This window comes from Streptomyces sp. NPDC046557 (genome assembly GCF_040645975.1).
Classification (GTDB): domain Bacteria; phylum Actinomycetota; class Actinomycetes; order Streptomycetales; family Streptomycetaceae; genus Streptomyces.
In genome coordinates this window covers 137,794-161,762 of sequence record NZ_JBEYZH010000010.1, presented here as the reverse complement: position 1 = coordinate 161,762, position 23,969 = coordinate 137,794, and the positions used below count along the sequence as shown (strand labels likewise).

The window sequence follows — 23,969 nt, the reverse complement described above, 5'->3', positions numbered from 1 at the left end:
CCGGCTGAGCCGGCTCCCTCGACCGCTGGTTCCCGGCCTAGGCCGGGAACCAGCGGTCGACCCGGCGGAAGGTGAACTCGATCAACACGGAGGCGGCGGCGGCGATGCCGACGGCGGTCCACGGCATCACGTCGCCCTCCAGCCGGAGCTGGAAGAACTGCTGCAACCACGGCACGACCAGGACCAGGAGGAACGCCCCGCCCATCGCCCCGACCAGGGCGATCCGCCACCACGTGTACGGGCGGGCGATGATCGCCAGGACCCACATCGAGGTCAGGAACAGGGTCAGCGTCGCGGCGCTGGTCTCGGCCTGGAGGCTGTCCACGCCGGTGTAGTGGTGGCGGGCGAGCAGGTACGTCACGAAGGTGGCGGCCGCCGCGATCACCCCGCCCGGGATCGCGTACCGCATCACCCGCTTCACGAAGTGCGGTTTCGCCCGCTCCTTGTTGGGCGCGAGCGCGAGGAAGAACGCGGGGATGCCGATCGTCAGCGTCGACAGCAGCGTCAGGTGGCGCGGCAGGAACGGGTACTCCACCTGGGCGCAGACCACCAGGACGGCCAGCAGCACCGAGTAGACGGTCTTCACGAGGAAGAGCGTGGCCACCCGGGTGATGTTGCCGATGACCCGGCGCCCTTCCGCCACCACCGAGGGCAGGGTGGCGAAGCTGTTGTTCAGCAGCACGATCTGCGCGACCGCGCGGGTGGCCTCCGAGCCGGAGCCCATGCTCACCCCGATGTCGGCGTCCTTGAGGGCGAGGACGTCGTTGACGCCGTCGCCCGTCATGGCGACCGTGTGCCCCTTGGACTGGAGGGCCGCGACCATGTCCCGCTTCTGCCGCGGGGTGACCCGGCCGAAGACGGCGTTGCCGTCCAGCATCTCCGCCATGTCGGCCTTCGCGTCGGGCAGTTCGCGCGCGTCGACCGTGTTCTGCGCGCCGGGCAGACCGAGCTTCCCGGCCACCGCGCCGACGGAGACGGCGTTGTCCCCGGAGATGACCTTGGCCTTGACGTCCTGGTCCGCGAAGTAGCGCAGCGTGTCGGCGGCGTCGGGACGCAGCCGCTGCTCCAGGACGACGAGGGCGGTGGGCCTGACCCCGTGGGCCACGGCCGGGTCGTCCAGTTCGCGGGCGGAGTGGGCCAGGAGGAGAACCCGTAGGCCCTGTTCGTTGAGGGCGTCGATCTCCTCCAGGGCCGGGTCACCGGCCGGCAGCAGCACGTCGGGGGCGCCCAGCAGCCAGGTGTTGTTCTCGCCGTCGCCCTCGCTGAAGCTGGCGCCGCTGTACTTGCGGGCGGAGGAGAACGGCAGCGATTCGGTGCAGCGCCACTCCGCGTTGTCGGGGTAGGCGTCGATGATGGCCTGAAGGCTGGCGTTGGGGCGCGGGTCGGACTCCCCGAGCGCGCCGAGCACCTTCTCCACGTACGCGCCGTCCTCGCCGTCGAGCGGGCGCAGCTCGGTGACGTCCATGCCCCCTTCGGTGAGGGTGCCGGTCTTGTCGAGGCAGACGACGTCGACGCGCGCGAGCCCTTCGATGGCGGGCAGTTCCTGGACGAGGCACTGCTTGCGACCCAGCCTGATGACCCCGATGGCGAACGCGACGGACGTCAGCAGGACGAGCCCCTCGGGGATCATCGGCACGATGCCGCCGACGGTCCGGGCGATGGAGTCCTTGACGTCGGAGTCCTTGACGACGAGCTGGCTGACGACGAGGCCGATCGAGGTCGGGACCATCATCCAGGTGACGTACTTGAGGATGGTGGAGATGCCGGTGCGCAGCTCGGAGTGGACGAGAGTGAAGCGGGAGGCTTCCTCGGCGAGCTGCGCGGCATAGGCCGCGCGGCCGACCTTGGTGGCGGTGAACGCGCCGCCGCCGGCGACCACGAAGGAGCCGGACATGACCTGGTCGCCGGGCTTCTTGAGCACCGGGTCGGCCTCGCCGGTCAGCAGGGATTCGTCGATCTCCAGCCCCTCGGCCTGGCCGAGCACCCCGTCGACGACGACCTTGTCGCCGGGCCCGAGTTCGATGACGTCGCCGAGGACGATCTCGGAGGTGGAGATCTCGCCGGTCCTGCCGTCGCGGCGGACGCTGGGCTTGGCCTCGCCGATGACGGCGAGCCCGTCGAGGGTCTTCTTGGCGCGCAGCTCCTGGATGATGCCGATGCCCGTGTTCGCGATGATGACGAAGCCGAAGAGGCTGTCCTGGATCGGCGCGACGAACAGCATGATCAGCCACAAGACGCCGATGATGGCGTTGAAGCGGGTGAAGACGTTCGCCCGCACGATCTCGGAGGTGGAGCGCGAGGAGCGCACGGGCACGTCGTTGACGTCGCCGCGCGCGACGCGTTCGGCGACCTCCGCCGTGTTCAGGCCGCCCGGCCTGAACCGGGGCGCCGGCGGGCGCACCGGGTGGACCGGGTCCAGTTCGGCCCCCGCGTCGGTGGCCGTCCCGGAGGCGGCGGCGCCGGCGCCGCCGTTGCCGTTGCCGTCCGGCTCCGGTCCGTCGGTTTCGGTCTTCGCCCGCTGCGTCATGCTTTCGACGGTAAAGGGGGTTCGAACGCTTCACCCCTTGAGCGGTCGGAAGATCCGACTCCGGGATGACCCGAATCGTCCCCTGGTAGCCCGCGCCGTCAGACCTTCGGCCCGGGCTCCGCGGCATCCGCGGCCTGCTGCTCCTTGTGCCGCGCGATGGCGGCCTCGCGACCGCGGGCGTACCAGATGCCGATCAGGCCGAGGGCGGCGCCGGCCGCCGGGGTCCACACCCACCACAGCAGGCCCCGGTCCGCGAACCACCCGTAGAAGGGGAGCTGGACGAGGAAGAGGACGAACCAGATGATCGTGCCGCCGACGACGGTCGCGACGACGGGGCCCTCCAGGGGCTCGGGGGCCTCGTGCTGTGCGGTCCATTTCGCCATGCGGCCAGTCTAGGCGGGGAGGTCACAGGGGTAGAAGAGAGGCCGTACCGGTCGACTCTGAGGGCGCCTCAGCCCTGTCTACGCGCGGAGATGGACGGCCCTTCCCTCATGTGTTCATACTGAAACGGTTTGCCTGCGACCGGTTTTATTCGTATGAATAACCAAATGACCCTTTGAGGACCGCATGAGCACCTCGGCACCCGCCGCGGCCCCCACCAACGCCATGGACCGTTACTTCAAGATCTCCGAGCGCGGTTCGACCGTCGCCCGCGAGGTCCGCGGCGGCTTCGCGACCTTCTTCGCCATGGCCTACATCATCGTGCTGAACCCGATCATCCTCGGCAGCGCGAAAGACATGTACGGCCACCAGCTCAACGGCGGCCAGCTCGTCACCGCCACCGTCCTGACGGCCGCGTTCTCCACCCTCCTCATGGGCGTCATCGGCAACGTCCCGATCGCGCTCGCGGCCGGGCTCGGCGTCAACACCGTCGTCGCCCTCCAGCTCGCACCCCGGATGAGCTGGCCCGACGCCATGGGCATGGTCGTCCTCGCGGGCTTCGTGGTGATGCTGCTGGTCGCCACCGGCCTGCGCGAACGGGTCATGAACGCCGTCCCGCTCGGCCTGCGCAAGGGCATCTCGATCGGCATCGGCCTGTTCATCATGCTGATCGGCCTGGTCGACTCGGGCTTCGTCTCCCGCATCCCCGACCTCGCCCACACCACGGTGCCCCTCCAGCTCGGCGCCGGCGGCCACCTGCACGGCTGGCCCGTGCTGATCTTCGCGCTCGGCGTGCTGCTCACGCTGACCCTGCTGATCCGCAAGACGCCCGGCGCGATCCTGATCTCCATCGTGGCCATGACCGTGCTCGCGGTCGTCGTCCAGCTGGTCATCGACCTTCCGGCTTCCGCCTGGGGCCTGACCGTGCCGCAGTGGCCGGGCAACCCGGTGGCCGCACCCGACTTCGGGCTGGTCGGCCAGGTCAGCCCGTTCGGCGGCTTCGGCAAGGTCGGCGTGCTCACCGGGGTCCTGTTCGTCTTCACCGTGCTGCTGTCCTGCTTCTTCGACGCGATGGGCACCATCCTCGGCGTCGGCGACGAGGCCAAGCTGACGAAGCCGGACGGCACCTTCCCCGGGATCAACCGGGTCCTGCTCGTCGACGGCCTGGCCGTCGCCTCGGGCGGCGCCACGTCCTCCTCGGCCACCACCTGCTTCGTGGAGTCCACGGCCGGCGTCGGCGAGGGGGCCCGCACGGGCCTGGCCAACGTGGTGACCGGCGCCCTGTTCACCGTCTCGCTCTTCCTCACGCCGCTGGCGACGATGGTCCCCTCCCAGGCGGCGACGCCCGCCCTGGTGGCGGTGGGCTTCCTGATCCTGGCCGGCTCGGTCAGGGACATCGACTGGAGCGACTTCACCATCGCCGTCCCCGCCTTCCTGGCGATGGTGATGATGCCCTTCACCTACTCGATCACCAACGGCATCGGCATCGGCTTCATCAGCTTCTGCACCCTGCGCCTGACGACGGGCCGGGCCCGCGGCGTCCCGGCGGCCATGTGGGTGGTCGCGGCGGTGTTCGTCTTCTACTACGCGATGCCGGCCCTCGGCCTGACGTAGGCGCCGGGGGTCAGGTGAGCCCGTAGAACTTCTCCGTCTCGTCGACGGCGGCCTTGAAGCGCTCGTCGAAGTCATCGCGAATGAGCGTCCGGACGACATAGTCCTGGACGCTCATTCCACGTTTGGCGGCATGAGTCCGGAGGCGTTCGAGCAGCTCCCCGTCTATGCGCATGCTCAGCACATGAGTCCCCATGCCGCACAGAGTCGGGGCACCGCCCCGGGACGCGGGTCACTTTCGGGAAGCGACTCACCCGGACGAGTGACGAAACCTGTGCGGTGGACGAACCCGGTGCGGTGTCCCATGGTGTGACGTGTGACGCCCGGAAACCAGTGTTCTTTAGAGAGGGTAATGAGTTATTCTAAAGAACATGCACGACCTTTCCCATGGCGACGACGCTGCCGCCGTGAACGACCTCCGCTCCGCCGTCATGCGGCTGGGCCGCCGGCTCAAGCACCAGCGCGTCGACGAGTCACTGAGCCCGACCGAGATGTCGGTGCTCGGCACCCTCGCCCGCTGCGGCCAGGCCACTCCGGGCGAGCTGGCGCGGCGGGAGCACGTCCAGCCGCCGTCGATGACCCGCATCGTCGCGCTGCTGGAGGCCAAGGGACTGGTACGGCTGGAGCCGCACCCGGACGACCGCCGCCAGAAGGTGGTCAGCCAGACGGAGGAAGCCGAAGCGATGCTCGAACAGAGCCGTCGCAAGCGCAACGCCTTCCTGGCCGGGCTCGCGGCAGAGCTCACCGAGGACGAATGGGCCAAGCTGCGTGCCGCGGCGCCCGTCCTGGACAAGCTCGCGCACTTCTAATCGTCCGACGCCAGGAGGCGAACGCTTTTGAGTACGGGAACCGGAGCAGACTCCGCACCCGGCCACACATCCACCACTACGCGACCCGCGGGCCGGAGCTCCATGTTCGGCTCGCTGAGGATTCGGAACTACCGGCTCTTCGCCACCGGACAGGTCGTCTCGAACACCGGCACCTGGATGCAGCGCATCGCCCAGGACTGGCTGGTCCTGTCCCTCACCGGCTCGGCCTCCGCGGTGGGCATCACCATCGCGCTGCAGTTCCTGCCGATGCTGATGTTCGGCCTCTACGGAGGCGTACTCGCCGACCGGCTGCCCAAGCGGCCGCTGCTGCTGGCCACCCAGGGCGCCATGGGCCTGACGGGCATCGCCCTCGCCGCGCTCACCCTGGCCGGTCACGTGCAGGTCTGGCACGTCTACCTCGCCGCGTTCCTGCTCGGCCTGGTCACCGTCCTCGACAACCCGGCGCGCCAGACGTTCGTCCCGGAGATGGTCGGCAAGGACCAGCTCGCGAACGCGGTCAGCCTGAACTCCGCCAACTTCCAGTCCGCGCGGCTGGTCGGCCCGGCGATCGCCGGTGTGCTGATCACCGCCGTCGGCTCCGGCTGGGCCTTCCTGCTGAACGGACTGTCCTTCGCCGCGCCGATCGCCGCGTTGCTGATGATGCGGACGCGGGAACTCCATCCGGTGGAGCGGCAGCCGCGCGGCAAGGGCCAGCTGCGGGAGGGCCTGCGGTACGTCGCCGGGCGCCCCGAGCTGATCTGGCCGATCGTGCTGGTCGGCTTCATCGGGACCTTCGGGTTCAACTTCCCGATCTGGCTGTCCGCGTTCGTGAACACGGTGTTCCACGGGGACGCCGGTACGTACGGCCTGTTCAACACCCTGATCGCGGCGGGTTCCCTGGCGGGCGCCCTGCTGGCGGCCCGACGCGGCCACTCCCGGCTGCGGGTACTGGTCGCGGCGGCGGCGCTCTTCTCGGTCCTGCTGATCGTGACGGCGTTCGCGCCGGGGCTGTGGCTGTTCGCGGCGCTCCTCGTCCCGATCGGGATGTTCGGCCTGACGGTCAACGTCACGGCGAATTCGAGCGTGCAGATGGCGACCGACCCCGAGATGCGGGGCCGGGTGATGGCGCTGTTCATGATGGTCTTCACGGGCGGTACCCCGCTCGGGGCCCCGCTGGTGGGCTGGATCACGGACACGTACGGCGCCCGGATCGGCATGGCCGCGGGCGGCGCGGTCTCCCTGGTCTCGGCCTTGGCCATCGCGGTGGTCCTCTCCCGCGTCGGCAACCTCAGCGTCCGCCTCTCCCGCCGTGGCCTCACCTTCGTCCCGGCCCAGCGCACCCTGGTCAAGGCGGCCTGACGCCCCTCCCCGGCGGGGCGACTCCAGCCCCGCCGGCGCCGCCCTTTCCGGCCCCGCCGGCGCAAACACGGCCCGGCCGGCCATATCCAGCCTCGCCGGCGTTTGAGGCGCGGGGTCCGGGGCGGAGCCCCGAAAGCCCGGCGCAGCCGGGGCCGCTCCGCGCAACGGCCCGCACCCGCAACGGAGTCCCGGGTACTAGGGTCAGCCCATGAGGCTGTTCGCCGCCGTGCTGCCCCCCGTCCCCGCCGTCGCGGAACTCCACGAGGCCGTCCGGGCGGCGCGGGCCGCGTCACCCGCCGCCCCCCACCTCCGCTGGACCGCGGAAGAGTCCTGGCACTTCACCCTCGCCTTCATGGGCGAGGTCCGCGAAGAGCTCCTCCCCGACCTCCACGCCCGCCTCGCCCGCGCGGCGGCCCGCACCGAGGCGTTCCCCCTCCGCATCCACGGCTGCGGCCACTTCGGCGACACCGCCCTGTGGGCCGGCGCCGCCGGGGACCTCGACCGGATGCGGCTCCTCGCCGAACGCGCCGACGCCGCCGCCCGCCGCGCCGGCATCCCCATGGAGCAGCACCGCCGCTACACCCCGCACCTCACGCTCGCGCGGGGCGCCCGCGGCGCCACCCTCCGCCCCCACCTCGACGCCCTCACCGCCTTCGAGGGCGCGTCCTGGCGGGTCGACACCCTCAGCCTCGTCCGCAGCAACCTGCCCCCCGGCGGCATCCCCGGCGAGCGGCCCCGCTACGAGGTCGTCGGTGCCTGGCCCCTGGCCGTCGACCCCGCGCCCGCCTGAGCGCCACGCGGGGCACCCCCGCCGCCGGGTGCACCCGGTGATCCCGGCTCCAGATGTTCCCGGGCCACCCGCGCCGGTACGCACATCCGCCAGGCCTCGGTGACCAGCTCCGCGAGCTCGCCCTCTTCCAGGGCGGCCATCCGGGCGTGCGCCCAGTTGTGGCGCAGGTCCCCGGCGCCCGGCAGGGAGAACTTCCCCGGCTCGGCCGCCACCAGATCCGCCCGCTCCTCCCTCGGGAAGGCGAAGCCCAGCTCCTCCTCGTCCCGGGACAGGGCGAGGTAGACGATGCGGCCGATGCGGAACTTCACCCGGTCCCGGATCAGGTGCTCCTCCGTGCGGGGCAGTGCGAGCGCCAGTCGACGTACGTCTTCCACGGTCACCATGTGAGCAGTATCGCGGCCCCACGACCGGTGGCCGGCGGCTGCCGCGTTAGGCTCGACGGGTGGATCCGAAGACCAGAAACCGTGTCATGGCCGGTGTGCTCGTCCTGATGTTCGTCGTCGTCGCCGTGGCGGCCGCCGTCGGCCAGTAGCCCCGCGCCCGCGTTCGGCGCCCGCGCGCCCTTGCCTGGAGTCGACTCCAAGCAGTTGGCTTGGGTCCCATGAAGTACACGCAGCTCGGACGCACCGGACTCAAAGTCAGCCGACTCGTCCTCGGCACGATGAACTTCGGTCCGCAGACAGACGAACCGACCAGCCACGGCATCCTTGACGCCGCGATCGACGCCGGCCTGAATTTCGTGGACACCGCCAACGTCTACGGCTGGGGCGAGAACAAGGGCCGCACCGAGGAGATCATCGGCACCTGGTTCGCCCAAGGGGGCGGCCGCCGGGACAAGACGGTCCTGGCCACCAAGGTGTACGGGAACATGGCCGCCGAGGGCGATCCCTGGCCCAACCACGACAAGCTGTCGGCCCTCAACATCCGCCGGGCCGTCGACGCGAGCCTCAAGCGGCTCCAGACCGACTACATCGACCTCTACCAGTTCCACCACGTCGACCGCCGGACGCCCTTCGAGGAGATCTGGCAGGCCGTCGAGGTCCTGATCCAGCAGGGCAAGATCCTCTACGTGGGCTCGTCCAACTTCCCCGGCTACAAGATCGCCCAGGCCAACGAGACCGCCGACCGGCGCGGCACGCTCGGACTGGTCAGCGAGCAGTGCCTCTACAACCTCGCCGAACGGCGGGCCGAGATGGAGGTCATCCCGGCCGCCCAGGAGTACGGCCTCGGCGTCATCCCGTGGTCCCCGCTGCACGGCGGCCTGCTCGGCGGTGTCATCAAGAAGGAGGCGCAGGGCGGCCGCCGCGCCTCGGGCCGCTCCGCGGACGCCCTGGCCAACAGCGCCGTACGGGGCCAGGTGCAGGCGTACGAGGACCTCCTCGACAAGCACGGCCTCGAGCCCGGCGAGACGGCCCTGGCCTGGCTGCTGACCCGGCCCGGGGTCACCGGCCCGATCGTCGGCCCCCGCACGTCCGAGCAACTCGTCAGCGCCCTGCGCGCGCTGGAACTGGAGCTGGACGAGGAGCTGCTGACGGCTCTGGACGAGATCTTCCCCGGTCCCGGACCGGCCCCGGAGGCCTTCGCCTGGTAGGTGCGGCGCGCGAGCGGCCGGCTCCGCCCGCGCCGGCCGTCGTCCCGTTCGTCACGGGCGGCGGCCGGCGCGCGTCGGGGGCCGGGTCAGCCGCCGGCCGCGCGGTAGGGGCCGCCGACGGACCACGCCTGGTGGAGGGCCGACGCGAACTCGGCCGCCAGCCGGTGTTCGCCGGAGCGGTTGGGGTGGGTGCCGTCGTAGGTGTCCCGCGCCAACTCGTAGCCCTGCGGGCGCGCGGCCAGCAGGATCGGCGAGGCGGGGGTGGAGAGGTCGGCCACCGCCTTGGCGAGCAGCTCGTTGAAGGCGGTCACCTGGGCGGCGAAGGGCGCGTCGGAAGCGGCCCGGACGTTCGGGATGACGGGGAGGAGCACCATCCGGACGTCGGGGCGCGCCGCCCGGGCCTCCGCGATGAACCGGCGGACGTTCACGGCGGTCTGGGGAGCGTCGGTGTAGAAACCGAGGTCTATCAGCCCGAGGGAGACGAGCAGCACGTCCGGCTCGGCGGAGGCGACCGCCGGGCCGATCAGCGGCGCCATGTGCTGCCAGCCCTCGCCCCAGCCGGCCAGGTGGCGGCGGGCGTCCTCGGGGAAGTCCGGGGCCGCGTACGCGTGGCTGACGGGCGCGTCGGCGGCCGCGTCGTACAGCGCGACGCGCGGGCCGACGATACGGAAGGAGTCGCCCAGGGTGGCGCGCAGGTGCTGCCACATCCGGTAGCGCCAGGTGTAATCGCCGGCGCGTCCGATGGTCATGGAGTCGCCGACGAACATGAAACGCATCCGGTCATCATCGCGGATCACCGGACCGCGGCCGCTGTGATGCCCGCCACGCCGGACGGCCTGGCAGGCTGGGGGAATGCGCCCGCTGCCGATCGTGACCGCGTTCACCGCCGCCGTCGTCCTCACCGCGTCCCCGACGGCCACCGCCGCGACCGGCGTCTCGGACTTCTCCATCCAGGACCCGCGCATCACCGAGTCCAGCGGACTCGCGGCGAGCCGCGCCCACCCGGGCGTCTACTGGACGCACAACGACAGCGACGACGGCCCGTACGTGTACGCGGTGGACTCCGCGACCGGCAAGACGGTGGCGCGGGTGACGATGACCGGGATCGGACGACCGCGCGACGTCGAGGCCATCTCGCTGGGCCCGGACGGGCAGTTGTACGTCGCCGACATCGGGGACAACCGGGACGGCACCTGGGACCACGTCTGGATCTACCGCTTCCCGGAGCCGCGGGAGTTGACGGACGTGACGGTCAAGGCCGAACAGTTCACGGTGCGGTACGCGGACGGCCCGCGCAATGCCGAGGCCCTGATGGTGCATCCGGTGACGGGGCGCGTCTACATCGCGAGCAAGAACGAGCGGACGGGCGGACTCTACGAGGGGCCCGACCGGCTGTCGGCCGACGGCACCAACGTGTTCCGGCGGATCGCGGACGTGCCCTGGGTGACGGACGGGGCGTTCTCGCCCGACGGCGGCCGGCTGACGCTGCGCGGCTACTTCTTCGCGAAGACGTACCCGTGGAAGGACGGGCACCCGCAGGGCCCGGGGGAGGCGGTGGCCGCGCCCTGGCAGGGGCAGGCGGAGTCGGTGACGTACTCGGCGGACGGCTCGACGCTGCTGTTCGGCTCGGAGGGAACGAACAGCCGGGTCGTCGCGGTCCCGGTCCGCCCGACGACACCCGACCCGAAGACGACCCCCCCGGGCCCCTCCGGGAGCCCCGCGCCGGGCTCCCCGGCCGCTGCCGCGAAGCCGGGGTCCGGGGCCTTCACCAAGGGCGCGATGGTCCTCGTCCTGGCCACGGCCCTGGTGCTCGGCGGCCGTCGAATCGTCCGGCGCAAACGCTGAAGGGGCGCGGAGCCGGGCGCGTAACCTGCCGGTATGGCCGATGACATGGTGGGGCTGAGCGGGCGGGTCACCGGGACGGTGGGCCCCGGCCTGGTGGGCGAGGTCATCGTCCGCATCCGGGGCGGAGCCGAGCACTTCCTGGCGTATCCGGCGCTGGGCGAACAACGCCCGCTGCCCGTGGGGACGGTGGTCACCGTGGTGGAACACCTCCCGCCGCGCACGGTGTACGTGAGCGCCGCGTACGTCAACTGACCCCCGGCTCCACCTGCGACTCCACCTGCGCGTATCAAGATTGCGACAAGACTCCGCCGACGCCTTCACGCCGGATCCCGGCAGGCGCACACTCGCCTTCTCCGGTGCCGCAACGGCACCGCTCTAAGGGGGCGTTTGCCGATGGACATCGGCGTCGTGGCGGGAGTCGTTCTCGCCGCCGTACTTGTTCTGGTCGGGCTTTTCAAGCTCATGTGGCGGGTCGCCGAACCGAACGAAGCACTTGTCATCTCCGGCTCCGCGCACAGGACCGAGGGTCTGGGCGACGGCATGGGGTTCCGTATCGTCACCGGGCGCGGAACGCTCGTACTGCCGGGGGTCCAGGCCGTACGGAAACTGTCACTGGACCTGAACGAGACCCAGCTCGTGGTGGACTGCGTGACCCACCAGGGCATCCCGCTGAAGGTGCGCGGCGTGGTCATCTTCAAGGTGGGGGACGACACCGTCTCGATCGCCAACGCCGCACGCCGGTTCCTGGACCAGCAGAAGATGATCCCCGAGCGCGTGCACATCGTCTTCGCGGGTCATCTGCGCTCGATCGTGGGCGGGCTGACCGTCGAGGACATGATCCGCGACCGCGAGAAGCTGACCGGTCAGACCAGGGCGGCGTGCGGGAGCGAGATGGAGAAGCTCGGCCTGATCGTCGACTCGCTCCAGATCCACGAGATCGAGGACCCGACCGGCTACATCAAGAACCTGGCGATGCCGCACGCGGCGGCCGTGCAGCGGGACGCGCGGATCGCGCAGGCCGACGCGAACCTGCTGGCGACGGAGGCCGAGCAGGCCGCCTTTGCCCGGATGTCGGAGGCCACGCGGGACAGTGAGATCCTCCAGGCCGGCTACCAGGCCGAGCGGGACAAGGCCGCGGCCGCGGCCAAGCAGGCGGGCCCGCTCGCCGAGGCGGCGGCCCGCCAGGAGGTCGTCGTCCAGGAGACCAGGGTCGCGGAGCTGGAGGCCAACCGGCGCGAGCAGCAGCTCCAGGCGGACGTGCGCAAGCCGGCGGACGCGAAGGCGTACGAGCAGCGCACGCTCGCCGAGGCGGACCGGGACTCCCGGATCTCGGCCGCGCAGGCGAAGGCGAAGGAGACGGAACTCGCGGCGGCGGCCGAGGCCACCCGGGTCAAGGCTGCCGCGGCGGCCGAGGCCGAGGCGGCGGAGGCGCGCGGCCTGGCCAACGCGAAGGCCACCCGGGCGACGGGCGAGGCCGAGGCGGCGGCGACGCAGGCCAGGGGCCTCGCGGAGGCCGAGGCGGCGAAGGCCCGTGGTCTGGCGGACGCGGCGTCGGCGAAGGCGAAGGGTCTCGCCGAGGCGGAGGCCATCAAGGCGCGGGCGGCGGCGCTGGCGGAGAACCAGGAGGCGGTGGTGGCCCAGCAGCTCGCCGAGAACTGGCCGAAGATCGTGGAGGCCGGGGCGGGTGCGTTCGGCAACGTGGAGCACATGGTGCTGCTGAACGGGGCGGAGGGCATGTCGGAGATGTTCGCGAAGGCCCTGACGATGGGCGGCACCGGTCTGGGCCTGGCCCGACAGCTGCTGTCCTCGATGGCGCAGTCCCCGAACCAGTCGGCCACCGTCGTCCCGGCCGCCGCGCCCCCCTCCGGGGAGGTCATCCCGATCTCGGACCAGGCCACCGGGGCCTGACGGCGGGGCCGGGGGCCGTGCCTGCTCGTGCGGCTCCCGGGGGAGCCGCACGACGGCCGGGCCGGGGACCGGTCGGCGCGGGACGGCACCGGCCGCGTCTCGCCGCGCGACCACCCCGGCCGGCCGACGTGCGGCCCTCCGGGGAGGTCATCCCGAGCTCGGACGACGCCGTGCGTGTGTGGACGCGGCGGGCCGCGGGCGAGTCCCACACCGCGGGGCCCGCCCCCTGCCCTGGCCGCACGTCAGCGGGGCCGGCCGCGCAGAAGGCGGCCTCATGACGGCACCTCGGGGGGCCTCCCGGACGGAGTCCGGGGGGCGCCGGGGAAGATCCGGGCGCGGGTCCGGGGCCGAGCCCCACAAAGCCCGGCGCAGCCGGGGGCGCTTGCCCCGCGCGGCGCCGCCCGGCGCCGCGGGCTAGGAGTGGCCCAGGTCGGACGGCGCGAGGTCGGACACCGGCACGGAGCCGGTGTCCGGCGCCGGCCGCAACAGGAACTCGTCCGAGGCCATGGAGTCCAGCACCGGCGGCGCCGGCCGCAGCGGCTTCGGCATGACCGCGGCCTCCGAGTGGCCCCCGCACCCGTAGGACAGCGACACCAACCGCCCGTCCGCCGGACTGAACTCGTTCGCGCAGACACCGAAGGCCTGGCCCAGGGAGCCGCCGATCGCCACGAGGAACCCGCACGACACGCACGACGCCGGCGCCGCCTGGGCCATCGGGGTCTTCGCCCCGAACGCCTCGTCCCAACGGTCCGCCGCACTGTGCAGCCCGTACCGCGACAGGACGCGCGCCCGGCGCATGCCGAGCTCTTCGGCCACCGAGGTGATGGAGCCCCGCACCGGGACCACCGTCCGGTCGGTGACGTCCGCGTCCTCCGCCTCGACCAGCTCGGCCATCTCCTCGGAGACCACCGAGTTCGGCGGCGGCGCGTCCTCACCCGACCAGCCCGGCTCCAGCCGCAGGTCGTCGGCCTCGGTGGGCAGCAGGTCGCCCGGCCCCAGGTCGCCCGGACGCAGCCGCTCGCTCCAGGGCACCCATTCGGGGGCGAGCAGCGCGTCGTCGCCCGGGAGCAGCACCGTTTCGTCGAGGGTGACGAGCTTGGCGCGGGAGGCGCGCGTCACGGTGACGGCCCACCGCCAGCCCCGGTAGGCGGGGTCCTTGCACTCGAAGAAGTGGGTGACGACCCGGTCGCCCTCGGAGACGACGGAGACATGCTCGCCCACCACTCCGGGGGCGGCGGCCTCCTCGGCCGCCGCACGGGCGAGGTCTACCGCCTCGGCACACAGGCGGTCGGGGGTACGGCTTCGCGTCGTCGCAGCACTCACAGGTCTCGTTCTCTCCTACGCCGTCTCACGAGTGCGCCGTCCGTACTGTCGTCCACAACGACCCGTCGGTCTTGTCCGTACGTAGCGCGGGCGGAGCGGACCAGAGGGCCGCGTCGACGTCCGCACCCGATCGGCCTCGGGCGCACCTACCTGCAATCCATTCTGCGGGATCGCGAAGAGGCGCGCGGCCAAGAGCAACCGCCGGTGGCGCGCTACGCACGCTACCTCCTCCGACGCCTCCGGCCCACATGCAAGGTCCGATTCGCGGACAACCCGAGACCGGCCGGGCGCCCGAAACGCGCCGGGGCGGGTCCACGAGGGCCGAGTGGGGCACTATGGCCAGGTGGCACCCGTACGGTCGTCCGCAGACGGCCCGGGACCGGCCAGGCGGGCCGGCCGGGCCGTCGGTCGTGCCCTGCACCTCCCCATCACCGGTACGGTCCGCGGAATCCGGCGGGCCACGCACGCGCACGGGGCGGGCGAATCGGGGCTCGGCAAGCTGATCGAGCTGCACGCCATCAACGGCGCCGGCGATGTGATGATCACCGTCGCGCTCGCGTCGACGGTGTTCTTCTCGGTCCCCACGGACGAGGCACGCGGCCGGGTGGCCCTGTACCTCGCCATCACCATGGCCCCCTTCACCCTGCTCGCCCCGGTGATCGGGCCGCTGCTGGACCGACTGCCGCACGGGCGGCGGGCCGCGATGGCGGGCGCGATGCTGGCCCGGGCCCTGCTGGCCGTGATGATGTCGGGAGCGGTGGCCACGGGCGGTCTGGAGTTGTACCCGGCGGCGCTCGGTGTCCTCGTCGCGTCGAAGGCTTACGGGGTCGTGCGCAGCGCGGTGGTGCCGAGACTGCTCCCGCCGAAGTTCTCACTCGTCAAGGCGAACTCCCGCGTCACGCTGGCCGGACTGCTGGCCACGGGCGCGGCGGCGCCGGTCGGGGCCGGGCTCCAGGCGATCGGGCCGCCCTGGCCGCTGTACGGGGCGTGCGCCATCTTCATCTGCGGGACCTTCGCCGCGTTCACGCTGCCGCACAAGGTGGACGAGGCGAAGGGCGAACGGCGGGCGCGGCTGTCCACCCATGAGCCGCACTCGCGCAAGCCGGGGCTGCGGACGATCAGCCGGCCGGTGCTGTGCGGGCTGCTGGCGAACGCCGCGATGCGCGCGCTGTCCGGGTTCCTGATCTTCTTCCTGGCGTTCCTGCTGCGCGAGCAGCCCTTGGCGGGGCAGAGCGCGGCGGTGTCGCTGGGCATCGTCGGCGTGGCGGCGGGCGTCGGCAACGCGGGCGGCACGGCGGTGGGCGCGTGGCTGCGGGCGCGGGCGCCGGAGACCATCATCGCGGCGGTGCTGGCGGTGACCCTCGGGGTCGCGGTGCTGGCGGCGGTGTTCTTCAGCGGGCTGTTCGTGGCGGTCCTGGGCGCCACGGCGGGCTTCTGCCAGGCCCTGGCGAAGCTCTCCCTGGACGCGATGATCCAGCGGGACGTGCCGGAGGCGGTCCGTACGTCGGCCTTCGCCCGCTCGGAAACCCTGCTCCAGATGGCGTGGGTCCTCGGCGGCGGCATCGGGATCGTGCTCCCGCTGAACGGCGTCCTCGGCATGGTGGTGGCGGCGGCCATAGTCGCCACGGGCACCGCCCTCGCCTTCCGCGGCGCCCTCACCGCTCCCCACCACCACCCCGGCCCCTCCCGCCCCCGCGTGGCGTAGCAACGCGGCCCCGCCGGCGATTGAGGCGCGGGGCCCGGGGCCGAGCCCCGAAAGTCCGGCGCAGCCGGGGCCGCTCGCGCCGCGGCGCCGCACCCGCACCCTCCGCCCCCGGGGGGGGAGCCACGCCCCGCACACCCCCCGTGCGGTGGCGCGACCCACCGGCCCGATAGCCTTCGGCTCATGACCGCACCGCTTTTCCCGGGTAGGGCCCACCGCAGCGTCGCGGCCCTCGGAGCCGTGTCCGCCGGCCTCCTCCTCCTGTCGGCTTGTGGCTCCACCAAGCCGACCCCGCTCGCGACCGTGACCGTCGGCGGCTCGACGGTGTCCTCCGAGAGCACCTGCCGCCCCGCCGGCGGCGAGGAGCTCACGGTCGAGCGGGTCCAGTCCTGCCTCACCAACGCCAAGGACGCCAAGACCATCGCGTACGGCCGCGGCGACACGCTGCGCCTCGGCGTCGACCCCGACGTCGTCAAGGACGACAAGAAGTGGCAGGCGGTCCTCGACGGCCAGCCGATCACCGAGCCGTCCGCGAACACCTACCGCAGCTTCCAGGGCGCCGACGTCTTCGCCACCGGTGGCCAGGGCGAGGCCCCCGCCTCGAAGATGCTGGGCTTCGTCCAGGTCGACGCGAGCGGCAAGCCGCTCGCCGTCTGGACCTTCAAGGTCAAGCTCAAGTAGCCGCACCGTGCGCGCGCTCATCGTGACCGCCGTGGCCGCGGAGGCAGACTCCGTGACCGCCGGTCTCACCCCTCATCCGGACCCGGTCACCCCGGAGCCGCGCACGCTGCCCGGGGGTTATCCGATCCACCGCCGGGACCTGCCCGGTCTCGCCGCCGACGTCCTCGTCGGCGGCGTCGGGCCGGCCGCCGTGGCGGCGGCCACGGCCACCGCCCTCGCGCTGGCCGACTACTCGCTCGTCGTCTCCGCCGGCATCGGCGGCGGGTTCGCGCCCGCCGCCCCACCCGGCTCCCTCGTCGTCGCCGACGCCCTCGTGGCCGCCGACCTCGGGGCCGACACACCCGAGGGGTTCCTGCCGGTGGACGCGCTCGGCTTCGGCCGCAGCGTGCACCTGCCGCCCGCCGAGCTCGCCGCCCGGGCCGCCGAGGCGACCGGCGCGCTGCTCGCACCCGTCCTCACCGTCTCCACCGTCACCGGCACCGCCGCCCGCGCCGCCGAGCTCGCCTCCCGCCACCCGCTCGCCGGCGCCGAGGCCATGGAAGGCTTCGGCGTGGCGGAAGCCGCCGCCGCGCACGGGCTGCCCGTCCTGGAGATCCGGGCGGTGTCCAATCCCGTAGGGCCCCGCGACCGGGACGCGTGGCGGATCGAGGACGCCCTGGCCGCGCTGGCCGACGGCTTCCGCGCGCTGGGACCCGTACTCGTCCACTGGGGAGAACACCATGAGCAGCGGCAGCCCTGACAGCGGTGTCGGTGTCGATGCCGGCGTCACGCCGGTACGCATCGCCTACTCGCCGTGTCCCAACGACACCTTCGTCTTCGACGCCTGGGCGCACGGCCGGGTCCCCGGCGCGCCCACCCTCGACGTCACCTTCGCCGACATCGACCTCACCAACGGCATGGCCGAGCGCGGTGAGCTCGACGTGCTGAAGGTGTCCTACGCCGTGCTGCCGTGGGTGCTGGAGGAATACGCGCTGCTGCCCTGCGGCGGCGCGCTGGGACGCGGCTGCGGTCCCCTCGTGCTCACCCGGGAACCCGGCGTGGACCTGGCCGGGAAGACGGTCGCCGTGCCGAGCGAGCGCTCCACCGCCTACCTGTTGTTCCGGCTGTGGACGGCGGACTTGCTCCCCGCACCGGTCGGCAAGGTCGTGGTCCTGCCCTTCCACGAGATCATGCCCGCGGTGCGCGACGGCCGGGTGGACGCCGGACTGGTCATCCACGAGGCCCGGTTCACCTATCAGGACTACGGCCTGCACTGCCTGGCCGACATGGGCGAGCACTGGGAGTCCACCACGGGCCTGCCCATCCCGCTCGGCGCGATCATCGCCAAGCGCTCGCTGGGGGCGGACACGCTGCGTGCGCTGGCCGACTCGGCACGTGCGTCGGTGCGGATGGCCTGGGACGACCCCGAGGCGTCCCGCCCGTACGTGCGCGCGCACGCGCAGGAGCTGGACCCGACCGTCGCCGACCGGCACATCGGGCTGTACGTCAACGAGTTCACCGTGGATCTCGGCGACGACGGGTACGCGGCCGTGCGCGGACTGCTGACCCGGGCCGCCGCAGAGGGTCTGGTTCCGGCCATCGCGCCCGACGCGCTGCGCTTCCCGTAGCCGCGGACGCCGGTGCCCCGCCCCCCACGGGAGGGAGCGGGGCACCGGTGTCACATCACGTCGTGCGTCGCGTCGCCTCAGACGTCGAGCTGGTCGGCGACCGCCCTCAGCAGTCCGGCGATCTTCGTGCCGTGCGTCTTGTCGGGGTAGCGACCGCGCTCCAGCATCGGAGTGATGTTCTCCAGCAGGGTCGTCAGGTCCTGCACGATGGAGGCGAGCTCGTCCGGCTTACGGCGCTGGGCGGCCGCGACGGAGGGCGCCGGATCCAGCACCGTCACCGAAAGCGCCTGGTCACCGCGCTGCCCGGCGACCACGCCGAACTCCACGCGCTGGCCGGGCTTGAGGGCGTCCACCCCGGCGGGGAGTACCGACGAGTGGACGAAGACGTCGCCGCCGTCGTCGCGGGAGAGGAAGCCGAAGCCCTTCTCACTGTTGAACCACTTGACCTTGCCGGTAGGCACGTCCGTCCTCTGTTCTTGTGCGTGTCGGGTCCGGAGGACCGTGTGACGGCTCCGGACAGCAGTGCAGCGGGTCCCCTGACCCGCCACCTCCAGGCTAATGCTCCGGAAACGGGTGACAAGTCGTTACCCGGTCCTTCCGGCACTGCCGCTTCGGCCAGGGAACTACCCTGGTGAGGTGACTGCTACTCCTCATCCCGATCACGACGACGACGCGCCCCGGCCGGGCGACGGACTGATCAGGGCCGGCGGCATCCTGTTCATCGTCGGAGCCGTCGCCACGCTCGTGACGATGGCACCCCTGTTCCTCGACATCGAGCCGTTCCCGTCGTACGCGTGGGCGGTGTGCATGCTCATGGGCGTCGGGTTCGCCGTCTCGGCGGCCGGCGTGGTCCGCTCCGTGTCCGCGCAGCGCAGGGTGGCCCGGGCGTCCCAGGCCGCCGGCTGAGGTCAGACCTCGCGGGTGCGGGCGTACTCCGCCAGCCAATCCGGCAGCGCGGTCAGGTCCGGCAGTACGACGTCGGCACCGGCCGCCCGCAGCTCCGGCTCCGCGCAGGGGCCGGTCGGTACGGACACCGACACGGCGCCGGCGGCACGCGCCCCGCGTACGTCGCCGACGTGGTCACCGACGTAGACCTGCGCGCCGTACTCGCGCAGGGCCTCGGCCTTGGCCTCTGCCCACAGCCAGCCGATGACGGCGTCGGGCTCGATGCCGAGGTGCTCCAGGTGCATACGGGCGTTGGGCTCGTTCTTCGCGGTCACGACGATCGCCCGCCCGCCGAGCCCCTGCACGGCCTTGATCGCCTCACGGGCGCCGGGCATCGCGGGCGTGGTGTGGATGGCGTGGGTGGCGTAGATCTCCCGGTACCGGTCGACCATCGCCGGGATCTCCTCCTCGGGGAACCACCGGGCGATCTCCTCCTCCAGCGGCGGCCCGAGCCGGGTGACGGCCTCGTCGGCGTCTATGAAGGTGCCCGTCTCGGCGGAGAGCGCCAGGTAGTTGGCCCTGATGCCGGGTCGGGAGTCGATGAGCGTCATGTCGAGGTCGAAACCGACCGTCAACGGCGCGACGGGGGGTGCGGTGGGGGGCGTCTCGGGACTCATGCCAGTCATTGTGCCGAGGGGAGCCGGACCGGTGGGTACGCAGTCTTGCGTCCGACCGATCGAGGGGCGAAATATGCCGACTTGTCATACTGAAAACTCCCTGTCGCCATAGGCCGCCTCAAGCGATCCATGACGCCCTGTCGAACTAACCGGAAACCCCACCCCCACTTACGGCCGTTAAGTCAGAAATCGCCCCCCCTCCCCCGAAGCCGAGCGCCCAAGCCGCGGGCGGCCAACCCCAGCCCTGCCGGCGCTCGGGGCGCGAGGAGCCAAACCCAGCCGCCGGCGCTTGAGGCGCGGGACGCCAACCCAGCCCTGCCGGCGCTTGAGGCGCGGGGCCAAACCAGCCTCGCCGGCGCTTGGGGCGCGGGGCGGGGGGCGGAGCCCCGCAAAGCCCGGCGCAGCCGGGGCCTCGCCGGCGCCGCACCGGTGACCCCGCAGGGCAAGCCGGCCCCGGCCAACCCAGCCCGCCGGCGCGTGAGGCGCGTGAGGCGCGAGGCGGAGCCCCCGCAGGGCCCGGCGCCGGGGCCGCGGGCGAACCGGGCTCAGACCCGCCGCGCCCGCCACGCCACGTACACCGCGGCCAGCACCCCCGCCCCCCGCGCCAGCCACGGCCACATGGCCTGGAACACCGCCCCCAGCTCCTGGTCCCCCAACGCCTCCCCCCACCGCCCGGTGTGCCGCCCCCACAGCCACACCACCGCCCCGGCGAACACCGCGCCCGGCACCCCGAACACCACCGCCTTGCGCTCCGCCGGCCCGAGCACCCGCGACACGTACACCAGCAGGAACCCGGCCGCCAGGACCAGCCAGTACCCCGCCGCCGCCCCGGCGACCAGCACCACCGCCGCCAGGAGCAGGAACACGTTCGGCTTCGGCCGGACCGGCGCCACCACCACGTCACCGACCGCCGTCGGACCGACCGCCGCCGGACCCGCCACCACCGGGCCCGCCGCCACCGCCTTGCGCCGCTCCCGCAGGGCCCGTACGACCACCCGCACGCGGGACGACGGAACCGGGGGCTCCGCGACGGCCGGGGGCTTCGGCCCGTCCTCGTCCTCGTCCTCGTCCTCGCCGAACCGGTCCGGCAGCTCGATGCCCCCGGCGAAGCCCTCCACCTGCGGTCCCGCCCCGTACCCGCCCGGCCCGAGCCGCCACCAGTCCGGCTCGCCGCCGTCGCCGTCGCCCAGCTCGTCCAGCCCGGCCAGGTGCGGCGGCACGTTCTGCGCCGGCCGCGGCTCCGGCACCTGCTTGCGCAGCCCGCGCAGGCCACCGCGACCACTGCCGCCGGCGCCCCGCTGTTCCGGGACCGCCGCAACCACGGTCGCCGCCGCCCCCGCCGCCCCGGTCGCCTCCCCCGCGGCGCCGGGCAGCGCGGACAGCACCTCCTCCGGCGTACCGATCCGCTCCAGGATGCGCCGCACCGCCGCCGGGGTCTCCGGTTCGTACTTGGCGCGCCGCCGGTCGATCTCGTCCCGCAGCCCCGCCACCAGCCGCATCCGGTCCCCCGACGACAGCTGCCGCCGCTGCGCCAAGTCCCCGACCCTGCTCAGGTATTCGTAGACCAGCTGGTCGCTCTCGATCCCCACGCCCCGCCTCCTCCCGTCCCGCCTGACCCGAAGGTAGCGCCTACGCCGTGGAGCCGCTGGCGGCGCAACGGAGACCGCAGCGGATACCGTTGACCGGATGGGGACCGGCCGACGGACCGGCCGACGCGACCAGGAGGCGACCGTGCCCGACCCAAGCACCGCGGAGCCAAGCACCGCCCAGGCCCGCACCGCGGAGCCAAGCACCGCCGAGGCCCGCACCGCGGACGCCCGCACCACCGCGGCCTCCGCCCCGCGCTCCCTCGCCGAGGCGCTCCGCGCCCGCGACGACGTGGCCCTCGCCGCGCTGCTGCACGCCCGCCCGGACCTGCTGACCCCGGTGCCCGGCGACGTCACCCAGCTCGCCACCCGCGCCGGGACCCGCGCCTCCGTGGTCCGCGCCCTGGACCGCCTCGACCGGTTCGCCCTCCAGACGGCGGAGGCCCTCGCCGTCGCCCCGGACCCCTGCCCTTACCCGGTGCTGGAGTCGCTGCTGACCGGTGACACCGGGAGCACCGGCGAGGACAACGGCGCCCGCGCCGCCCTTCCCGGTGCCCTCGGCACCCTGCGCGACCAGGCCCTGGTGTGGGGCGACGACGACCGCATCCGCCTGGTCCGCACCGCCCGGGAACTGCTCGCGCCGTCCCCGACGCGCCCCTCCCCCACCGGGCTGGGTCCGACCGTCGCCGAAGCCACCTCCGGGATGTCGCCGACCCGGATCCAGGAGATCGTGGCGACCGCCGGGCTGCCCGCCACCCACGACCCCGTCTCCGCCGTGTCCGCGCTGAACGCCCTGTTCACCGACCCCGAGCGGATGTCGGCGCTGTTGGACGAGGCTCCGGCGGAGGCGCACCAGGTGCTCGGGCGGCTCGTGTGGGGACCGCCGTACGGGGAGGTGACCCCCGACCCGACACCGCCGGTGCGCTGGCTGCGCGACCGGGGCCTGCTGCTACCCGCCTCGGCGCGCACCGTCGTACTGCCCCGCGAGGTCGCCCTGTACCTGCGCGGCGGGCTGGCGCACCGGGTGACGGAGCCGGTCGCGCCGGCCGTGCGGGTCCACCGCGAGCACCGTCCACAGCTTGTGGACGCGAACGCGGCGGGTCAGGCGCTGGCGGCGCTGTCGACCGTGGAAGAGCTGGTGAAGTCCTGGGAGCACGCCGGTCCTCCCGTGCTGCGGGCCGGCGGTCTGTCCGTACGGGACCTCAAGCGGACGGCGGCGACGCTGGACACCACCGAGCAGTCGGCGGCGTTCTGGGCCGAACTGTCCTACGCCGCCGGACTGGTGGCCGGTGACGCCGAAGCGGACGAGTGGTACGCGCCCACCCCCGCCTTCGACGGATGGCTCGAACTGCCGCCCGCCGAGCGCTGGTCGACGCTGGCGCGGGCCTGGCTGCCGGCGACCCGCACGGCCGGACTGGTCGGCGAACAGGACAGCAAGGGGCGTACGTTGTCGGCGCTCGGCCCCGAGCTGGACCGCTCCGCCGCACCCGAGGTCCGCCACCGGGTCCTCGGCCTCCTCGCCGAGCTTCCCGAGGGCGCCTCCCCCGACCCGGAGGCACTGCTCGCCAGGCTCGCGTGGGAGCGCCCGCCGCGCGGCGCGAGCGACCTGCGCACCCGCCTCGCGCGGTGGACGCTGACCGACGCGGAGGTCCTCGGCGTCACCGGCCGTGGCGCGCTCAGCGCGTTCGGCCGCGCCCTGCTGGAGGGCCGTGACCCGGCGCCGGAGCTCGCCCCGCAGCTCCCGGAGCCGGTGGACCACGTCCTGCTGCAGGCGGACCTGACGGCCGTGGCCCCGGGCCCGCTGCGGCGACCACTCGGGGACACCCTGGCGGTGCTCGCGGAGGTGGAGTCCAAGGGCGGCGCGACGGTGTACCGCTTCACGCCGGGCTCGGTGCGCCGGGCCCTGGACGCCGGGCACACCGCCGTCGACCTGCACGCGTTCCTCGCCGAGCACAGCCGTACCCCCGTCCCGCAGCCGCTCTCGTACCTCATCGACGACGTGGCCCGGCGCCACGGGCACCTGCGCGTCGGCGCCGCCTCCTCTTACCTGCGCTGCGACGACGACGGCATGCTGAACGAGATCCTGGCCGACAAGCGTTCCGCCGGGCTGGGGCTGCGGCGGCTCGCGCCGACGGTGCTGGCCGGGCAGGCCGAGCCGAAGGCCCTGCTCGACGGCTTGCGGGCGATGGGCTACGCCCCGGCCGCAGAGTCCCGTACCGGGGACGTGCTGGTGGCCCGGGCGGACGCGCACCGCTCCCCGGCGCGCTCGGCGCCCGCGCCGGTCCCGGACGGCCCGCCGGTACCGGACGCGACCCTGCTCGGGGCGGCGGTACGGGCGATCCGCGCGGGCGATCTGGCGGCGACGGCGGTCCGCAAGGAGCCCGCCGCCACCCCTTCGGGCGGCGCCGCCCCGGGCGGACTCCCGCGCACCAGCGCGGCGGAGACCCTGGCGACGGTGCAGGCGGCGGCGCTGACCGGCTCGGCGGTGTGGATCGGGTACGTGAACGCGGAGGGCGCGGCGAGCCAGCGGGTCATCGCCCCGGTCCGGGTGGAAGGCGGCTTCGTCACCGGCTACGACCACACGGCGGACGAGGTCCGCACCTTCGCCCTGCACCGCATCACGGGCGTGGCGGAACTGGCGGAGGACCAGGTCTAGCCACCGCTGTCGTGGTCGGCCGGGCCGGACC

General features: G+C 73.2%; 23 protein-coding genes. 14 read left to right on the top strand and 9 right to left on the bottom strand.

The genetic code is table 11. The features are described from left to right. Positions 1-37 precede the first annotated feature (37 nt). Positions 38-2,527, bottom strand: coding sequence for a cation-translocating P-type ATPase (locus ABZ934_RS19900; protein WP_361314756.1), 2,490 nt, complete (start codon positions 2,525-2,527; stop codon positions 38-40). Positions 2,528-2,625: 98 nt separating this feature from the next. Continuing rightward, the gene (locus ABZ934_RS19895) at positions 2,626-2,910 is read right to left on the bottom strand and encodes a DUF2530 domain-containing protein (RefSeq protein ID WP_361314753.1); all 285 of its coding nucleotides are present in this window, start codon (positions 2,908-2,910) and stop codon (positions 2,626-2,628) included. A 184-nt stretch (positions 2,911-3,094) separates the two neighbouring features. Here ABZ934_RS19895 and ABZ934_RS19890 point away from each other — a divergent pair, with 184 nt between their 5' ends. Beyond that, entirely contained in the window at positions 3,095-4,522 is a 1,428-nt protein-coding gene (locus tag ABZ934_RS19890) for an NCS2 family permease (protein ID WP_361314750.1), read from the top strand. A 10-nt stretch (positions 4,523-4,532) separates the two neighbouring features. Here the strand turns inward: ABZ934_RS19890 and ABZ934_RS19885 are convergent, their stop codons facing one another. After that, the gene (locus ABZ934_RS19885; protein ID WP_031146958.1) at positions 4,533-4,715 is read right to left on the bottom strand and encodes a hypothetical protein; all 183 of its coding nucleotides are present in this window, start codon (positions 4,713-4,715) and stop codon (positions 4,533-4,535) included. 175 nt (positions 4,716-4,890) lie between these two features. On the opposite strand from ABZ934_RS19885, the gene ABZ934_RS19880 reads away from it, so the two are divergent. From ABZ934_RS19880 to thpR, 3 genes are all read left to right on the top strand, one after another. Further along, positions 4,891-5,328 (top strand): MarR family transcriptional regulator, encoded by a 438-nt coding sequence (locus tag ABZ934_RS19880; RefSeq protein WP_361314748.1) that lies wholly within the window; start codon positions 4,891-4,893, stop codon positions 5,326-5,328. A 27-nt stretch (positions 5,329-5,355) separates the two neighbouring features. Then, on the top strand, positions 5,356-6,687 hold the full coding sequence (locus ABZ934_RS19875) for an MFS transporter (RefSeq protein WP_361314746.1): 1,332 nt from the start codon (positions 5,356-5,358) through the stop codon (positions 6,685-6,687). Between the two features lie 208 nt (positions 6,688-6,895). Next, complete coding sequence (gene thpR, locus ABZ934_RS19870; RefSeq protein WP_361314743.1) at positions 6,896-7,477, top strand: RNA 2',3'-cyclic phosphodiesterase; 582 nt, start codon at positions 6,896-6,898, stop codon at positions 7,475-7,477. On the opposite strand, the gene ABZ934_RS19865 is transcribed toward thpR, so the two are convergent. Next, on the bottom strand, positions 7,426-7,860 hold the full coding sequence (locus ABZ934_RS19865) for an MmcQ/YjbR family DNA-binding protein (protein ID WP_361314741.1): 435 nt from the start codon (positions 7,858-7,860) through the stop codon (positions 7,426-7,428). The genes thpR and ABZ934_RS19865 overlap by 52 nt on opposite strands. Before the next feature lie 218 nt (positions 7,861-8,078). Here ABZ934_RS19865 and ABZ934_RS19860 point away from each other — a divergent pair, with 218 nt between their 5' ends. Beyond that, positions 8,079-9,068, top strand: coding sequence for an aldo/keto reductase (locus ABZ934_RS19860; RefSeq protein ID WP_361314738.1), 990 nt, complete (start codon positions 8,079-8,081; stop codon positions 9,066-9,068). A gap of 86 nt (positions 9,069-9,154) precedes the next feature. On the opposite strand, the gene ABZ934_RS19855 is transcribed toward ABZ934_RS19860, so the two are convergent. Next, complete coding sequence (locus ABZ934_RS19855) at positions 9,155-9,844, bottom strand: GDSL-type esterase/lipase family protein (RefSeq protein ID WP_361314735.1); 690 nt, start codon at positions 9,842-9,844, stop codon at positions 9,155-9,157. 76 nt (positions 9,845-9,920) lie between these two features. Here ABZ934_RS19855 and ABZ934_RS19850 point away from each other — a divergent pair, with 76 nt between their 5' ends. The 3 genes from ABZ934_RS19850 to ABZ934_RS19840 all read left to right on the top strand — a co-directional run bounded on the left by ABZ934_RS19850 (position 9,921) and on the right by ABZ934_RS19840 (position 12,821). Then, complete coding sequence (locus ABZ934_RS19850) at positions 9,921-10,913, top strand: WD40 repeat domain-containing protein (RefSeq protein ID WP_361314732.1); 993 nt, start codon at positions 9,921-9,923, stop codon at positions 10,911-10,913. Positions 10,914-10,946: 33 nt separating this feature from the next. Continuing rightward, positions 10,947-11,165: a hypothetical protein gene (locus ABZ934_RS19845; RefSeq protein WP_361314730.1), complete on the top strand. Its 219-nt coding sequence runs from the start codon at positions 10,947-10,949 to the stop codon at positions 11,163-11,165. A 141-nt stretch (positions 11,166-11,306) separates the two neighbouring features. Further along, a complete protein-coding gene (locus tag ABZ934_RS19840) occupies positions 11,307-12,821 on the top strand; it encodes an SPFH domain-containing protein (protein WP_361314727.1) in 1,515 nt (504 codons plus the stop codon). 414 nt (positions 12,822-13,235) lie between these two features. Here the strand turns inward: ABZ934_RS19840 and ABZ934_RS19835 are convergent, their stop codons facing one another. Beyond that, the gene (locus ABZ934_RS19835; RefSeq protein ID WP_361314725.1) at positions 13,236-14,144 is read right to left on the bottom strand and encodes a DUF3027 domain-containing protein; all 909 of its coding nucleotides are present in this window, start codon (positions 14,142-14,144) and stop codon (positions 13,236-13,238) included. Positions 14,145-14,487: 343 nt separating this feature from the next. Here ABZ934_RS19835 and ABZ934_RS19830 point away from each other — a divergent pair, with 343 nt between their 5' ends. From ABZ934_RS19830 to ABZ934_RS19815, 4 genes are all read left to right on the top strand, one after another. Continuing rightward, positions 14,488-15,849, top strand: coding sequence for an MFS transporter (locus ABZ934_RS19830; RefSeq protein WP_361314723.1), 1,362 nt, complete (start codon positions 14,488-14,490; stop codon positions 15,847-15,849). A gap of 180 nt (positions 15,850-16,029) precedes the next feature. Further along, positions 16,030-16,527, top strand: coding sequence for a DUF2771 domain-containing protein (locus ABZ934_RS19825; protein WP_361314720.1), 498 nt, complete (start codon positions 16,030-16,032; stop codon positions 16,525-16,527). A gap of 7 nt (positions 16,528-16,534) precedes the next feature. Further along, positions 16,535-17,266: a futalosine hydrolase gene (locus ABZ934_RS19820; RefSeq protein ID WP_361314718.1), complete on the top strand. Its 732-nt coding sequence runs from the start codon at positions 16,535-16,537 to the stop codon at positions 17,264-17,266. Continuing rightward, positions 17,247-18,134, top strand: coding sequence for a 1,4-dihydroxy-6-naphthoate synthase (locus ABZ934_RS19815; RefSeq protein ID WP_361314715.1), 888 nt, complete (start codon positions 17,247-17,249; stop codon positions 18,132-18,134). The genes ABZ934_RS19820 and ABZ934_RS19815 overlap by 20 nt, the downstream gene beginning before the upstream one ends. A 77-nt stretch (positions 18,135-18,211) precedes the next feature. On the opposite strand, the gene ABZ934_RS19810 is transcribed toward ABZ934_RS19815, so the two are convergent. Continuing rightward, positions 18,212-18,595, bottom strand: a complete 384-nt coding sequence (locus tag ABZ934_RS19810) for a cold-shock protein (protein WP_030961842.1) — start codon at positions 18,593-18,595, stop codon at positions 18,212-18,214. A 175-nt stretch (positions 18,596-18,770) separates the two neighbouring features. On the opposite strand from ABZ934_RS19810, the gene ABZ934_RS19805 reads away from it, so the two are divergent. Beyond that, complete coding sequence (locus ABZ934_RS19805) at positions 18,771-19,040, top strand: hypothetical protein (protein WP_361314712.1); 270 nt, start codon at positions 18,771-18,773, stop codon at positions 19,038-19,040. A gap of 2 nt (positions 19,041-19,042) precedes the next feature. On the opposite strand, the gene ABZ934_RS19800 is transcribed toward ABZ934_RS19805, so the two are convergent. Then, positions 19,043-19,696, bottom strand: a complete 654-nt coding sequence (locus tag ABZ934_RS19800) for an HAD family hydrolase (protein WP_361314709.1) — start codon at positions 19,694-19,696, stop codon at positions 19,043-19,045. A gap of 545 nt (positions 19,697-20,241) precedes the next feature. Further along, positions 20,242-21,285 (bottom strand): hypothetical protein, encoded by a 1,044-nt coding sequence (locus tag ABZ934_RS19795; RefSeq protein WP_361314707.1) that lies wholly within the window; start codon positions 21,283-21,285, stop codon positions 20,242-20,244. A 97-nt stretch (positions 21,286-21,382) separates the two neighbouring features. Here ABZ934_RS19795 and ABZ934_RS19790 point away from each other — a divergent pair, with 97 nt between their 5' ends. Continuing rightward, positions 21,383-23,938, top strand: coding sequence for a helicase C-terminal domain-containing protein (locus tag ABZ934_RS19790; RefSeq protein WP_361314704.1), 2,556 nt, complete (start codon positions 21,383-21,385; stop codon positions 23,936-23,938). Positions 23,939-23,969: the final 31 nt, after the last annotated feature.